The organism is uncultured Subdoligranulum sp., assembly GCF_937890665.1.
This window is the reverse complement of sequence record NZ_CALADU010000321.1, coordinates 1-13,139: the sequence shown is the minus strand read 5'-3', so window position 1 is coordinate 13,139 and position 13,139 is coordinate 1. Positions and strand designations below refer to the sequence as shown.

General features: G+C 60.5%; 20 protein-coding genes. All 20 read left to right on the top strand.

The annotated features are described in order from the left end of the window. Positions 1–1,106, top strand: a 1,106-nt coding sequence (locus Q0526_RS18445; protein WP_298736943.1) for a hypothetical protein, incomplete at its 5' end; no start/stop codon positions are given. Beyond that, on the top strand, positions 1,072–1,260 hold the full coding sequence (locus Q0526_RS18440; RefSeq protein WP_295422205.1) for a hypothetical protein: 189 nt from the start codon (positions 1,072–1,074) through the stop codon (positions 1,258–1,260). The genes Q0526_RS18445 and Q0526_RS18440, both read left to right, overlap by 35 nt. Positions 1,261–1,425: 165 nt before the next feature. After that, complete coding sequence (locus tag Q0526_RS18435) at positions 1,426–1,959, top strand: phage scaffolding protein (RefSeq protein WP_298736941.1); 534 nt, start codon at positions 1,426–1,428, stop codon at positions 1,957–1,959. Between the two features lie 12 nt (positions 1,960–1,971). Beyond that, entirely contained in the window at positions 1,972–2,856 is an 885-nt protein-coding gene (locus Q0526_RS18430; protein ID WP_298736938.1) for a phage major capsid protein, read from the top strand. Between the two features lie 7 nt (positions 2,857–2,863). Then, entirely contained in the window at positions 2,864–3,130 is a 267-nt protein-coding gene (locus Q0526_RS18425; protein ID WP_298736935.1) for a hypothetical protein, read from the top strand. Positions 3,131–3,139: 9 nt separating this feature from the next. Beyond that, positions 3,140–3,523, top strand: a complete 384-nt coding sequence (locus tag Q0526_RS18420) for a hypothetical protein (protein ID WP_298736929.1) — start codon at positions 3,140–3,142, stop codon at positions 3,521–3,523. After that, the gene (locus tag Q0526_RS18415; protein WP_298736926.1) at positions 3,520–3,852 is read left to right on the top strand and encodes a hypothetical protein; all 333 of its coding nucleotides are present in this window, start codon (positions 3,520–3,522) and stop codon (positions 3,850–3,852) included. Before Q0526_RS18420 ends, Q0526_RS18415 begins: the two co-directional genes overlap by 4 nt. After that, positions 3,845–4,081, top strand: coding sequence for a hypothetical protein (locus Q0526_RS18410; RefSeq protein WP_298736924.1), 237 nt, complete (start codon positions 3,845–3,847; stop codon positions 4,079–4,081). Before Q0526_RS18415 ends, Q0526_RS18410 begins: the two co-directional genes overlap by 8 nt. Beyond that, entirely contained in the window at positions 4,078–4,419 is a 342-nt protein-coding gene (locus Q0526_RS18405; protein WP_298736922.1) for a hypothetical protein, read from the top strand. The genes Q0526_RS18410 and Q0526_RS18405 overlap by 4 nt, the downstream gene beginning before the upstream one ends. A 17-nt stretch (positions 4,420–4,436) precedes the next feature. Then, on the top strand, positions 4,437–5,012 hold the full coding sequence (locus Q0526_RS18400) for a phage tail protein (RefSeq protein WP_298736921.1): 576 nt from the start codon (positions 4,437–4,439) through the stop codon (positions 5,010–5,012). Beyond that, positions 5,012–5,284, top strand: coding sequence for a hypothetical protein (locus Q0526_RS18395; protein ID WP_298736919.1), 273 nt, complete (start codon positions 5,012–5,014; stop codon positions 5,282–5,284). The genes Q0526_RS18400 and Q0526_RS18395 overlap by 1 nt, the downstream gene beginning before the upstream one ends. Then, a complete protein-coding gene (locus Q0526_RS18390) occupies positions 5,284–5,679 on the top strand; it encodes a DUF5361 domain-containing protein (RefSeq protein ID WP_298736916.1) in 396 nt (131 codons plus the stop codon). Before Q0526_RS18395 ends, Q0526_RS18390 begins: the two co-directional genes overlap by 1 nt. After that, on the top strand, positions 5,672–8,014 hold the full coding sequence (locus Q0526_RS18385; RefSeq protein WP_298736914.1) for a hypothetical protein: 2,343 nt from the start codon (positions 5,672–5,674) through the stop codon (positions 8,012–8,014). The genes Q0526_RS18390 and Q0526_RS18385 overlap by 8 nt, the downstream gene beginning before the upstream one ends. Further along, a complete protein-coding gene (locus Q0526_RS18380; protein WP_298736911.1) occupies positions 8,011–8,871 on the top strand; it encodes a phage tail domain-containing protein in 861 nt (286 codons plus the stop codon). The genes Q0526_RS18385 and Q0526_RS18380 overlap by 4 nt, the downstream gene beginning before the upstream one ends. Before the next feature lie 2 nt (positions 8,872–8,873). Then, a complete protein-coding gene (locus Q0526_RS18375; RefSeq protein WP_298736908.1) occupies positions 8,874–9,917 on the top strand; it encodes a siphovirus ReqiPepy6 Gp37-like family protein in 1,044 nt (347 codons plus the stop codon). Then, complete coding sequence (locus tag Q0526_RS18370; RefSeq protein WP_298736906.1) at positions 9,918–10,910, top strand: hypothetical protein; 993 nt, start codon at positions 9,918–9,920, stop codon at positions 10,908–10,910. Position 10,911: 1 nt separating this feature from the next. After that, a complete protein-coding gene (locus Q0526_RS18365; protein ID WP_298736904.1) occupies positions 10,912–11,475 on the top strand; it encodes a hypothetical protein in 564 nt (187 codons plus the stop codon). Between the two features lie 137 nt (positions 11,476–11,612). After that, positions 11,613–12,227 carry a hypothetical protein gene (locus Q0526_RS18360; protein ID WP_298736901.1) on the top strand — a complete coding sequence of 205 codons (615 nt, stop codon included), beginning with the start codon at positions 11,613–11,615 and terminating at the stop codon, positions 12,225–12,227. A gap of 35 nt (positions 12,228–12,262) precedes the next feature. Then, on the top strand, positions 12,263–12,613 hold the full coding sequence (locus tag Q0526_RS18355; RefSeq protein ID WP_298736899.1) for a hypothetical protein: 351 nt from the start codon (positions 12,263–12,265) through the stop codon (positions 12,611–12,613). Beyond that, a complete protein-coding gene (locus Q0526_RS18350; protein WP_298736895.1) occupies positions 12,610–13,065 on the top strand; it encodes a hypothetical protein in 456 nt (151 codons plus the stop codon). The genes Q0526_RS18355 and Q0526_RS18350 overlap by 4 nt, the downstream gene beginning before the upstream one ends. Positions 13,066–13,139 lie beyond the last annotated feature (74 nt).

The window sequence follows — 13,139 nt, the reverse complement described above, 5'->3', positions numbered from 1 at the left end:
GCAGCGCCGAACTGGCCTGCCAGATGTACGACGCGGTGGCCGAAGCCTCCGGCGCGGAAGTTCCCCCGGCGGAACCCGCCGCCCCCGCCAGCTATGGAGAGACCGCCAGCATGGTCACCGGCACCCGGCAGAGCCCGCCCCTGCTGCAGAGCGGCGTCAGCCGCCTGGTCAAGCGGGCCGGGGCCGACACCACGCTGCAAAACGCCATCCGCGACGGAGCCGAGTGGGCTTGGGTGCCCCATGGAGACACCTGCGCCTTTTGCCTCACGCTGGCAAGCAACGGCTGGCAGCCTGCCAGCAGGAAGGCGCTCAAAGGCGGCCACGCCCAGCACATCCACGCACACTGCGACTGCGAGTATGCCATACGCTTTGACAGCAACACCAATGTGGCCGGGTATGACCCGGACAAGTATCTCAAGCAATACTACGCCGCGGGAGGCGACATCAACGCCATGCGCCGGGCACAGTACGCCCGGGACAAGGGCAAGATCAACGCGCAGAAACGCGCGGCCTATGCGGCGCGGCAGTTGCGGGAGCGGGCGGCGCGTGGTATACTGGATGAGATAAGGGGCGGCTATCTGCCCATCACAGAGCAGTCCCTCCAAGCCGTGCAGCCCTTTGCCTGCCGCACGCTGGACGAGGCAGGCCAGCAGGCGTTGTCCCGGGCACACCGGGAACTGCTGCAGGAAGCCGCGGGCCGCCCGGTGGGGACCGAGGCGGCCCGCTGTTATGGATCGGATATGCAGCCGCTGGGCGACACCATTTTTGGCGATCGACCGGGGCGGGTGCGTATCCCGGATCAGGACGTGCCCTACATAGCGGCGCACACCCACCCCAGCGGGATGACCTTCTCGCCGAATGACATCCGGGGTTTTGCCACCCGGGAAAACATGCAGATGTTGACAGCGGTGGGCAACGATGGGACTGTATACGCGATAGAAAAAACATCGCATTTTGACAGGGACGGGATTCTCGACCTATTCCAAGATGCAGAGATACGACTTGCATCTTTCCAGAATCCGCAGGATATCAATGATATTATGCAGAAGCTTTTGAAGGAGGCGAAACAGTATGGCGCGAACTTTTACGCCGGAAGAAATCTCTGAGATGAAAGCCTTCTTGCAAGCACATCCTCCCGATCCGGCTTACGACGAGGAGGCAGAACTGTTCGACGGAGAACTACCGCCGAATGAATTCAAAGCCCGTTGCATCCAGGATATTCTGGAGCACTTGGGCGAACTGCCCGCATCCAACAACTAAACACCAAAAGCACGATGCAAACTGCACCGTGCTTTTTTCATGCCTGTTTGCCCTGCATGAGGGGCGGACGGGCGCTTTTTATACCCAAATTTGCCCGGCAAGGCGCAAAACTGCCCAGCCCGTGGGAGCGACCCCGAAAAAAGCGAAGGGCGGAAAGGAACGAAGATGAAACGTGAGGATGTGAAGGGGATTGTCCCCAACATCACCGAGGAGCAGCTGCAGCAGATCATGGATCTGCACAGCAGCGACATCGGGAGCCACAAACAGAGCATCGACACGCTGAAGGCCGAGCGGGACGCCGCCCGCACCCAGCTGGCCGACGCCAACAAGAAGCTGGAGGGTTACGACCCCGAGTGGAAAACGAAGGCTGACCAGGCCCGCCAGCAGGCCGAGCAGCAGGTCGCCGAGATGAAAGCTGGGTATGCTGCCACCAGCGCAGCGTCCAGCCTGAAATTTACCAGCGACAGCGCAAAAAAGGCATTTCTGGCTGACCTCAATGCCAAGAAACTGCCGCTGCAGGACGACGGCACCCTGCTGGGTTTTGACGACTATGTCGCATCGTACAAGAAAAGCGACCCCGGCGCCTTCGCCAAAGAGCAGGGCTACCCCGCTGTGAAAGACGGCGGCGACCCCGCCAAGGCCCCCACCGGCTCTACCCGCGACCAGTTCGCCGCGTGGTTCAACGAACAGTTCAAGTAAAGGAGAGACTATATGGCATCCATCGACATCAACCGCACCACCACCATCAGCCTGCCGGCCGCTGTGTCCAGCGAGATCCTGCAGAAGACCCAGGAGGCCTCCGCCGTCATGGCGCTGGCCCGGCAGATCCCGCTGCCCGGCCTGGGCGTGACCATCCCGGTCATCACCGGCGACCCCGAAGCCGGCTGGGTGGGAGAGACCGAGAAAAAGCCCGTCAAGCGCGGCACCCTGGCCACCAAGCAGATGAGCGCCTATACCCTGGCCGTCATCGTGCCGTTTTCCAACCAGTTCCGCCGCGACGTCCCCGCGCTGTACGACGCCATGGTCCAGCGTCTGCCTGGCGCGCTGGCCAAGAAGTTCGATGCCACCGTGTTCGGCGCCGTGGACGCCCCTGGCTCCAACTTCGACACGCTGAAAAATGTCACCGCGCAGAGTATCCTGACCAACACCTACGGCGGTCTGGTGGCGGCCGACGCCGACATCGCCGCGCATGACGGCATTCTGAACGGCTGGGTGCTGGCGCCGCAGGGCAAGGCGATCCTGCTGACTGCCGTGGACGGCAACGACCGCCCGCTGTTCATCAACAACGTGGCCGAGGGCGCCATCCCCATGGTGCTGGGCGCGCCGGTGCGGCAGAGCAAGGGCGCGTACATCGCCGAGACCTCTAGCACCGACGCCGTTGTCGGCTTTGCCGGCGACTGGACCCAGGCCGTGTACGGTACCGTGGAGGGCGTGCAGATCGCCATTTCCGACCAGGCGACCCTGACCGACGGCGGGAGCACCATCAACCTGTTCGAGCAGAACATGTTCGCCGTGCGCGCCGAGATCGAGGTAGGCTTCCGCTGTGACACCACGGTGTTCAATAAACTGACCGGCAAGGCTAAGACGGGAGGCTGATGCAGGAATGGTCGAGATGGTCAACAGCCTGACCGGGACCCGGATGTTCGTGGCCCCGGAGCGTGAGGCGGAATACCTGGCGGCGGGCCACACCCGCGTGGCAGATGCGCCCGCCGAGCCGCCCGGCGGGGACGCCCCGGCGGAATACCCCGCCGCACAGACCGTTGCCGAGCCGCCCAAGGCGCAGGCCCCCGCCGCCAAAACTGCGCCCAAGCCCTCCCGTCCGGCAGCGAAGAAGCCCACCACCAAGCGAAGCACGGCCCCCAAGAAGTGAGGTGACGCCATGCGCTATGCAACGGTAGAGGATGTAGAAGCCGGTTTCCGGCCGTTGAGCGATGAAGAAAAGATCCTTTGTGACAAGCTGCTGGACGAGGCGGGCATCGTTATCGACGCCTACAACCAGGACGCCGACGAGGAACGCAAGCGGCTGGTCTCCTGCCGGATGGTGCGCCGCCAGCTGGACGCCGGGCCGGGGGCTGCCCAGAACGCCGTGACCTTCCCCATGGGGGCCTCCCAGGGGTCGGCCTCGGCGCTGGGCTACTCCCAGACCTGGACGATGTCCGGCGGCTCGGTGGGCGAACTCTACCTCTCCAAACTGGAAAAGAAGCTGCTGGGCGTCGGGGATAAGATCGGCGCCCGCAGCCCTGTGGAGGACCTGACGGTATGATCCATGGAATCACTGTGCTGCTCTACGAAAAGCGGCAGACCGGCACCGACGCCCTGCACGCCCCGGTCTACGAGGAAGTGCCGGTGGAGGTGCCCGGCGTGCTGGTGGGGGAACCCACCGCCGAGGACATCGTCAACGACCTGCAGCTGTACGGCAAGCACATTGCCTACACGCTGGGCATCCCCAAGGGGGATACCCACAACTGGGACAATGTGACGGTGGAATTTTTCGACCAGAAGTTCCGCACCTACGGCGGCGTGACCCAGGGCATCGAGGACCTGATCCCCCTTGCCTGGAACAAGAAAGTGAAGGTGGAACGGTATGGCTAAGGTGCGGATAGTTCTCAACCGCAGAGGCGTGCGGGAACTGCTGAAAAGCGACGCTGTGGCCGGGGCCTGCAAGGCCCAGGCAGACGCCATCCGGGACCGCTGCGGCGACGGCTACGAGAGCGACGTCTACACCGGCAAGAACCGCGTCAACGCCATGGTGTGGCCGGAGAGCGCCAAGGCCCGGCAGGACAATTCCCACAACAACACGATACTCAGGAGGCTGAAATGATCGAGCAGATCGTGCTGGAACACCTGGCCGCTGCGCTGGAAGTGCCGGTGGGGATTGAAGTCTCCGCCGGTACAGACCGGGCGGCGCAGTTCGTCGTGCTGGAAAAGACCTCCTCCAGCCGGGCGGACCACCTCTGCACGGCCCAGTTCGCCGTGCAGTCCTACGGCCCCACCCTGCTGGCGGCCATGGAACTCAACGAACAGGTCAAGGCTGCCATGGATGGGCTGGACGAACTGGACGAAGTCGTTTCCTCCCGGCTCAACAGCGACTACAACTTCACCGATACGGCCACCAAGCGCTACCGCTATCAGGCGGTGTACGATGTGACCCACTACTGACAGAAAGGATGAACGAAATGGCAACTGCCAGCAAAAACAAAGCGTCCAACGTGACCGCGGGTAAGCCCAAGATCACCGGCGCTATCTTCCGCGCCCCGGTGGGCTCTACGCTGCCCACCGACGCCAAGACCGAACTGGACACGGCATTCAAGTGCCTGGGCTATGTGTCGGAGGACGGCGTTACCAACGGCAACAGCCCCGAGAGTGAGCAGACCAAGGCCTGGGGCGGCGATGTGGTGCTGAGCACCCAGACCGAAAAGCCCGACACCTTCCAGTTCAAGCTCATTGAGGCGAAAAACGTCGATGTGCTCAAGATGATCTACGGCGACAGCCATGTGACCGGGGATCTCGATACCGGCATCAAGGTCGACGTCACCGCCGAGGACCCCGGCCCCGCCGCCTATGTGATCGACATGATCCTGAAGGACGGCGACCTCAAGCGGTTGGTCATCCCCTCGGCCAGCATCTCCGAGATGGACGACATCGTCTACAACGACAGTGAGCCGGTCGGCTACGACGTGACCCTGACGGCCACCGCCGACGACACCGGCTGCACCCACCATGAGTACATCGTCAAGAAGGAGGCAGTCTGATGGCAGCAAAAACGGGAACCACCCAGAGCGGCTTTTCCTTCTCCATCCCCGAGGAAAACCTCGACAACATGGAACTGCTGGACGCCCTGGCAGACCTCAACGAGAACGACCCCCTGCAGATCTCCCGCGTTTGCCGCCTGCTGCTGGGCAAGGACCAGCGCCGCGCGCTGTACGATCACCTGCGCACCCCGGCGGGCAATGTACCCGTCAAGGCGGTAGCCGAAGCTATCGGGGAGATTTTCGACGTCTGCGGGGACGCCGGAAAAAACTGATGTTCCTGGCCCGTGTACTGGCGGACGGTGAGGGGGACCTGGTCTGCGATTTTGCCGAGACCTACCGCCTGCTGGACTGGCGCAGCCTGGGCGCGCGGCAAGCGGCCACCCTGGCCGCCGGTCTGCCACTGGGCTCCCGGGTCATGACGCGGCTTTCGGGGGCTACGGTCCCCCTGCCCCTGCAGCTGCAAGCCAGGATCGCCGACGACCTGGCGCTGCTGGTGTGGATGCAGAGCAAGGACGCCCAGGCCGGCCGCAACCGGCCCGTCAGCATACTGCAGGCGCTGACCGCCCCGGTCCAGGAAAAGAAAAACGACCTGCAGGCCTACGATACGCCGGAGGCGTTCTGGGCGGCCCGCAGCGAATTTGTGAAAGGAGGGGTCCCCCGTGGCTGAAAACGGCACCACCCTGGCGAAAGCCTATGTGCAGATCATGCCCTCGGCCCAGGGCATCAAGGGCAACCTGGCCGAAGCCCTGGGCGGGGACGCGGCCAGCGTCGGGCAAAGTTGGGGGCAGAAGCTGGCCGGCTCTATCAAGGGCGTTATTACCGCCGCCGGTATCGGTGCGGCGCTGGGCAAGACCCTGACCGAGGGCGCCGCGCTCGAGCAAAGCATCGGCGGTGTCGAAACGCTGTTCAAGGGCAGCGCCGATCGGGTCATTGCGGCAGCCGACAACGCCTACCGCACGGCCGGCGTATCGGCCAACAGCTACATGGAGCAGGTGACCAGTTTCTCGGCCACCCTGCTGCAGGGGCTGGGCGGCGACACCGAGGCTGCGGCCAGTTATGCCGACAAGGCCATCGTGCAGATGGCGGACAACGCCAACAAGATGGGCACCGATATGTCTGCCATCCAGTATGCCTATCAGGGCTTTGCGAAGGACAACTACACCATGTTGGACAACTTGAAGCTCGGCTACGGCGGCACCCAGGCGGAAATGGCCCGGCTCATCAACGACAGCGGCGTGCTGGGGGATTCCATCCAGGTCACGGCTGAGACCGTCAAGGACGTGCCTTTCAGTTCCATCATCGACGCCATCGGCGTGATCCAGGACGACCTGGGCATCACCGGCACCACCGCTCAGGAAGCAGCCACCACCCTGTCCGGGTCCTTTGCCTCCATGAAGGCAGCCGCCAGCAACGTGCTGGCCGACCTGACCCTGGGACGGGACATCCAGCCGGCGCTGAATGGCCTGGCCCAGACCGTGACCACCTTCCTGACCGGCAACCTTCTCCCGGCGGTGGGCAACATTCTGTCCGCCCTGCCCGGGGCGCTGGTGACCTTCGTGCAGACGCTGGGGCCGCAGCTGGAGCAGGGAATCGTCTCCGGCTTGAGTGCGATCTCCCCTCAACTGGGAGCGGCGGTGGAATCGGCTTTCGGGTTCCTCAAAGACAATGGAAACCTGATAGCAGCTGCTATCGTAAGTATCACGTCTGCCTTTGCGGCACTGAAAGCCCTGAACATCGCCACATCCATCGGCAGCGCGATCGTCACGGTCGCCAAAGGGGTGACGACGTTTATAGCAGCTGCCCGCAACGCCAGCAGCATCTTTGCGCTGTTGCAGGGTGCGTTCATTGCCTTTGCCAACCCTGTCGCCATTGTGGTGGCCGCCGTAGCGGCGCTGGCTGGCGGTTTTATTTACCTATGGAATACCTGCGAGCCGTTCAAGCAATTTTGGCTGGACCTGGGCACGAACATTGCAAACTTTGTGTCGAACGCCGGGCAAGCCATCGTGAATTTCTTTACCGTGACCTTGCCGCAGACCTTTTCCAATGCAGTGACCGCGGTCTCTGAGTGGGGCTCGTCCATGATCTCCAACGCCATCACAGCGGCCCAGGGGTTCGTCACGAACGTAGCGACGTTTTTGCAGAATCTGCCCTACAACATCGGGTACATCCTGGGTACCGCCCTCGCCAACGTGGTGAACTGGGCCACCCAGATGTGGACCAACGCCCAGACGATGGGAATGAATTTCCTCAATGCGGTGGTGACCTTCTTTACGCAGCTGCCGGTGAACATCCAGAACTTTTTGACAATGGCACAGACTGCCGTTATGACCTGGGCTACCAACCTGGTTCAGACGGCGATCACGGCTGGAACTAATTTTCTGATGAATGTCACTACCTTCTTTTCCCAGCTGCCTTCCAGGGTCGCAACGTTCCTAACAGGCGTGATTACCAAGTTGGCTACCTGGGTCACTGAAATGGGGCAGAAAGCTGCTGATGCGGCTTCCAGATTTGAGACGATGCTTATGGACGGTTTGTCCGCATTGCCGGAGAAGGTCGTAAGTATCGGCAGAAACATTGTGGAAGGACTGTGGCAGGGCATCCAAAATGCCGGGGATTGGCTGCGCAGCAAAATCAGCGGATTTGTAGATGGGATCGTAAATGGCTTCAATAACAATCTTGACAGCCATTCGCCCTCCCGTGTCATGCGTGACCAAGTCGGCAAATGGATACCTCTCGGCATCGCCGAGGGCATCAGCCGCAACCTGGCGCCGCTGCGCAGTGCCATGCAGCACGCCACCGACATGGTGGCCGCCCGGCTGCCCGGCCCCTCTCTGGCCTTTGATGCCGCCGCCCGCTGGCAGCCTGCGTTTGCGGGCCCCGGCGGGGCGGTAGGCGGCAGCCCCCAGCAGACCTTTATCTTCAACCAGCCGGTACAGACCCCCGACGAATTTGCCCGGGCTGTCCGGGTACAGCAAACCTATGGATTGGCAGGTGGCCGATGATCGACAGAGTGGTAGTGGCCCGGATCGTCCGGGACGATGGGGTGGAACTGCTGGCCGACGGCAAGGACTGGCTGCTCACCGCCATCAATGGGGCGGACGCCCCGGCCTATGAACTGTTTACCGAGGACAACGCCACAGACGACGGCGTGACCGTGACCGGCAAGCATGTCAAATCCCGCGATTTGCAGTTGGATGCAACCTCCTTGGCTGTCGCTCAAAATCCTGTGTTCCGCGCACAGGCCAAGTCATTCTTCAATCCCAAGCACACCTATAAGGTCTATCTGACCTACATGGGCACCACCCACTGGCTCTCCGCCGAACTGACGGCCCACAAGGTGCCCAGCCAGAAGGTCAACATTCCCCAGACCTGGTCCGCCTACTTCCTGGCGGCAAACCCCTACTGGCAAAGCGTGGACGACTTCGGCCAGGACATCGCCGCCATCACGCCCCGCTGGGGCTTCCCCTACATGGACCACCCCACCTATGGCGTGCTGGTGGATGTGGCGAACTTCACCCGCTCCGTCATTTTCGACTACGACGGCGACGTGCCCGCCTACCCCACCATCATCCTGACGGCAGACGACGCCGTCACCAACCCCAAGATCATCAAGGACGATGCTTTTGTCCGGCTGATCGACGAGCTGGTCAAGGGGGACCGGGTCGAGATCGACACCAACCCGCGGCACATCCGCATCACCAAAAACGGGGTCAACGTGCTCGCCAAGACCGACCGAGCCAGCAAGTTCACGGCCTTGCAGATGACGCCCGGCACCAACACCGTGCGGTATGAGGCCGACTATGGCGATAACAACCTGCACGTCGTCATCCGCTACAACAAGCAGTATCTGGGGGTGTGACGATGGAACTTTTGGCGCTTGATTCCAACTTTCAGCCCATCGCCTACCTGCCCTACTTCAACTTACAGTGGACGCGGGAATATTACAAGATTGGTCAGTTCAGTGTCCAGGTGGCCGCGGCCAGCTACGACCCGGCCATGGCCTACCTGTACAGCGAGGACAGGCCCGAAACGGGTATCGTCCAGAAGGTGGAACTGACCGAGACCGTGAAGGGGCGGTTCGTGCAGCTCTCCGGCTACTTTTTGGAAGCTGTCCTGAATGATAAAGTAGTATACCCCACTTACTATGCAAACGGCAGCATCCCGGCCACGGTGGTGGCTATGCTGCGCCAGTACAAGGACGATATCCCGCTGCTGACGGTGGCCGACGCCCCGGCGGGACAGGCCGATGAAACCTCCTGGCAGGAAACCGGCGGCCAGTTGGCCGATGTGGCCTACACCAAACTGCAGACCGTCCAGCACAGCCTGCGCTGCCGGTATGACTACGCTGCCAACACGATCACGGCCGAAGTCTGGCAGGGTCTGGATCGCACCCAGGAACAGACCGAAAATCCCTTCGTGACCTTTTCGGATGGTTTCGGAAACCTGACGGAGGTGGATGCTTCCAGCGACCGATCCAACTACAAAAACTACGCCATCGTAGCCGGTCAAGATCGAGAGGAGAACCGCAAACTGGCCTATGCAGACCTGTCCAACGGCGGATATAAAAAAATCTTGTTTGTGGATGCAAAAGCCGAGCGATGGAACCCCGATGAGCAAACCGAAGAGGAATATTTGGCCAGTCTGAAGCAGAAAGGGCTGGATGAACTGCTGAACTATCAAGTCGTACAAAATGTCGATATCCAAGCAGCATCATCGGGGTTTGCTTACCTGACAGATTGGGATCTGGGCGACAAGGTGGACGTGATCGTGGAGGACATTGGCCTTGCCATGCAGGCCCGCATCGTCACGGTGCGGGAAACCTTCAAACGCAACAACCACACGGTGGGAATCGAACTGGGAGATAAAAAGCTGACCCAGCTACAGAAAGCGAGGCTGATCTACTAAATGCAATCATATCCGTTTACAAGCCAAGTCACCTACGACGAGCAGGGCCTGCCGCTGTACGACCGCGCGGTGGACAGCGAGTTTCTGCGCTCCGTCTTTGCGGCCTACTTCTCCGATGGTATTTTCTACAAGCCCACCAATGCCCTACAGGTGACGGCCGGGACCGGCATGCAGGTGCAGGCCAATCCCGGCATCTGCCACATCCGCGGGGCGATAGGCATCGAGACCGACACCCGCACGCTGACGGTGGAAGCGGCGGGCACGTCGCCCCGTATCGACACGGTGGTGGCGCGGCTGGACCTCAGCCTGGCGGTGCGCAGCATCGAGTTGTACATCCTCAAGGGCACGCCGTCCTCATCCCCGCAGCGCCCCGCCCTGACGCGGGACGCCACCATCTGGGAGCTGGGCCTGGCCGACATCGCGGTGGCGGCCAACAGCAGCACCATCACGCAGTCCAGCATCACCGACACCCGGCTGGACACCGAACGCTGCGGCGTCGTGGCGCAGACCATCGGCAGCCTGGACACGGCCCCCTACTTCGCCCAGTTGACCACCGCCATCGCCGAGCATCAAGATGCCGCCGAAGCGCAGATCGCCGCCCTGCAGGCGGCTATCGCGGCGGTGGAGGGTGACACGGCGTGGATGATGAAATCGGTGTACGATGAGGGTGGCGAGAATCGAGACGTTTTCAAGGCAATGCCGCACCTGTACAAAGCCACCTTTTTGCTTGATAGCTGGTCGGATGGTACACAAACCGCCACGCTGACCCCAATGGATGGAGGCCCGGCGGTGACGACTGACAGCGTACTGTACAGCGGGGTCATGTGTGAGCAGACAGACGTGCAGGCGACCAATGAGACGCTGCAGGACACGCTGACAGTCATCAACGGCGGAGATCTGACCCTGGGCGACGGAACACTCAGCGCAAAGATTTTCGAGAGCGTGAGCAGCGATATCGAGGTCATCGTGCAAATCAAGCAGGGAGGTGTGTGACATGGGCCTGATGGATGCAGGCGGCGGGCTCTCTGGGGGCAAGCTGGCACTGGCGAATGCTACGCCGGGTGATGTCTTGGCCGGAAAAACCTTTTACTCCGGGGAGAAAGATCTCAAAACGGGAGCGATGCCAGATCATGGAGCATGGGGCACATCCATTGCGCCAGGGGGCTCGGTCGCTATCCCGTCAGGGTATCACAACGGTGCTGGAAAAGTGAGCGCAGCTGCTGTGGACGGAGTAGTTTTAATGGATTCGATGATACAGCGATCTACAACGTTTTCTGGATATTACACGGGCTATTCGGCATTTGTAGTTATCATTGCCAAAGACTATGGTGGTAATGATGGAAATGGCGTCAATCAAGCGTCTGTTTCCCCGTCGAGCGGTAGGGTGGCATCCAACATTAAACTGTACACAAATGACTATGACGACGGGCTGTATCGTGCAGTAGGTCGAGTATTTTTAATACTCGGTGCAAACAGTTCTGGAACGACCATAAATGGAACAATTTACACCAATCAAACCAACTTCGGATGTCATGTCACTATTATCGGAATCAAATAACAGGGTCGAACATATATACACCCGGATTATATAAGGAGTTGTAAAACATGACGAATCAGCGAAAAATTATCGGGGGGGGGCTGGTATAGCCTCGTAACTGACGAATTGCACAATGCCTGGATTGGGGGTGTTGTGTAATGGGGCTGATGACAGCAGGCGGTGGCCTGACCACCAGCAAGTTGGCATTGGCGACGGCCACTGAGGGCGAAGTCCTCAACGGAAAGACATTTTACGCTACAGGAAAAGCCCTGCGCACCGGCACGATGCCGAACCATGGGGCGTGGAGCACAACGGCAAATGCGGGTTCCTCTGTGACTATACCAGCAGGGTATCACAACGGGAACGGGAAAGTTACTGGGAGCTATAAAACCAGATACATTTTCAATATTGTCTGCAATAGAGGCATTGGCGTCGGTGCTTTGGTGTCATTCATGATGCAGTCCGGGCAGCCCGTTGTTGCCGATACAAGAGCCAACATAACCAGTTTTCAGACTGTTTTTGATACTCTCGGCATGAGTTGGGATGCTCACAGTTACGGTGTAAATCTATATCTGCAATTCAAGAAGACGCTTAGGACCTTGTCCGTCAAGAATCTGTGGACCAATAAGTGGGATGCTTCTGGCAGTGTTTCCTATCTCTTCCCGGAAACCATAAACGCGGGAACTGAACTGAATATGGCCCCAACATGGAACAACGATGCAGGATCACACGAAGGTGAAGCCATTCTGTCGCTTGTTTTTGAAGACATTTGATTTTAGAGAATCCCTTGGGAAAGAGGTGGTATAGCTTGAAAACTTATGATGAAAGCACATTTGAGGAAATCTTGGAGCCGGACTACACTGCGGGGTACGTCTATCCGTACCGGCGATACATCGGCCATCACGACGCGGTGGAGGAACAGTCGCACTTTGAGGTGATGCTTGGGACCGAGACCTTGAACGGCGGTAAGGGCTTGCGTGGCAAGATTGTGGACGTGCCTGCCAGCCCGGCCTGGGATGAATACGAGGATTGCTTACTCTATCATACCTATACCGAAGACGAATTGGAGGCGCTGCGGCCACCTGCCAAACCGACCCCTGAAATGGTTACATGGGCAGAATTGGCAACCGCTTACAATGAGGGGGTGAATCAGGTATGAGCATAGACAGTAGGGCGCTTGTATTGGATCTGCTGTGCGACCTGGGGGCGCGCGAGGCCGCCGAACTACGGCAGAACGCAGCGGGCATGGACGGAACGACCATCATCGCTTACGAGCGGGCCGTGCCTGCGTGGAGCCATGAGCAGGACTACACCGCCTGGCCTGCGGGCGCGCCGGTGGCCGACGAGGGGCAGGTATGGCTGCTGATCCAGCCACACCGCGCCGCAGATTACGAAGGCCGACCCAGCACACTGCGGGCGCTGTGGGGACTGGCCCATACCAAGGACCCCGCCCGGGCAAAGCCGTGGGTAGACCCTGCCGGTCAGAGTGGCATGTACATGACCGGTGAATGCTACCTTGCCAAGGACGGCAAGGTATATCGCTGCAAACAGGATAACTGCGTCTGGGACGCCACGGGGCTGCCCAGCGCATGGGAGGAAGTGGAAGTATGACCCAGACAGGAATTTTCAAGGGCCGCGTGCAGATCCCCTACGCCTACGGCTGCTTCGGCTGGACGCGGGGCGGC

Coding starts and splice junctions, on each gene's coding strand:
- Q0526_RS18440 (WP_295422205.1), top strand. CDS start 1,072: ATGGCGCGAACTTTTACGCCGGAAGAAATCTCTGAGATGAAAGCCTTC.
- Q0526_RS18435 (WP_298736941.1), top strand. CDS start 1,426: ATGAAACGTGAGGATGTGAAGGGGATTGTCCCCAACATCACCGAGGAG.
- Q0526_RS18430 (WP_298736938.1), top strand. CDS start 1,972: ATGGCATCCATCGACATCAACCGCACCACCACCATCAGCCTGCCGGCC.
- Q0526_RS18425 (WP_298736935.1), top strand. CDS start 2,864: ATGGTCGAGATGGTCAACAGCCTGACCGGGACCCGGATGTTCGTGGCC.
- Q0526_RS18420 (WP_298736929.1), top strand. CDS start 3,140: ATGCGCTATGCAACGGTAGAGGATGTAGAAGCCGGTTTCCGGCCGTTG.
- Q0526_RS18415 (WP_298736926.1), top strand. CDS start 3,520: ATGATCCATGGAATCACTGTGCTGCTCTACGAAAAGCGGCAGACCGGC.
- Q0526_RS18410 (WP_298736924.1), top strand. CDS start 3,845: ATGGCTAAGGTGCGGATAGTTCTCAACCGCAGAGGCGTGCGGGAACTG.
- Q0526_RS18405 (WP_298736922.1), top strand. CDS start 4,078: ATGATCGAGCAGATCGTGCTGGAACACCTGGCCGCTGCGCTGGAAGTG.
- Q0526_RS18400 (WP_298736921.1), top strand. CDS start 4,437: ATGGCAACTGCCAGCAAAAACAAAGCGTCCAACGTGACCGCGGGTAAG.
- Q0526_RS18395 (WP_298736919.1), top strand. CDS start 5,012: ATGGCAGCAAAAACGGGAACCACCCAGAGCGGCTTTTCCTTCTCCATC.
- Q0526_RS18390 (WP_298736916.1), top strand. CDS start 5,284: ATGTTCCTGGCCCGTGTACTGGCGGACGGTGAGGGGGACCTGGTCTGC.
- Q0526_RS18380 (WP_298736911.1), top strand. CDS start 8,011: ATGATCGACAGAGTGGTAGTGGCCCGGATCGTCCGGGACGATGGGGTG.
- Q0526_RS18375 (WP_298736908.1), top strand. CDS start 8,874: ATGGAACTTTTGGCGCTTGATTCCAACTTTCAGCCCATCGCCTACCTG.
- Q0526_RS18370 (WP_298736906.1), top strand. CDS start 9,918: ATGCAATCATATCCGTTTACAAGCCAAGTCACCTACGACGAGCAGGGC.
- Q0526_RS18365 (WP_298736904.1), top strand. CDS start 10,912: ATGGGCCTGATGGATGCAGGCGGCGGGCTCTCTGGGGGCAAGCTGGCA.
- Q0526_RS18360 (WP_298736901.1), top strand. CDS start 11,613: ATGGGGCTGATGACAGCAGGCGGTGGCCTGACCACCAGCAAGTTGGCA.
- Q0526_RS18350 (WP_298736895.1), top strand. CDS start 12,610: ATGAGCATAGACAGTAGGGCGCTTGTATTGGATCTGCTGTGCGACCTG.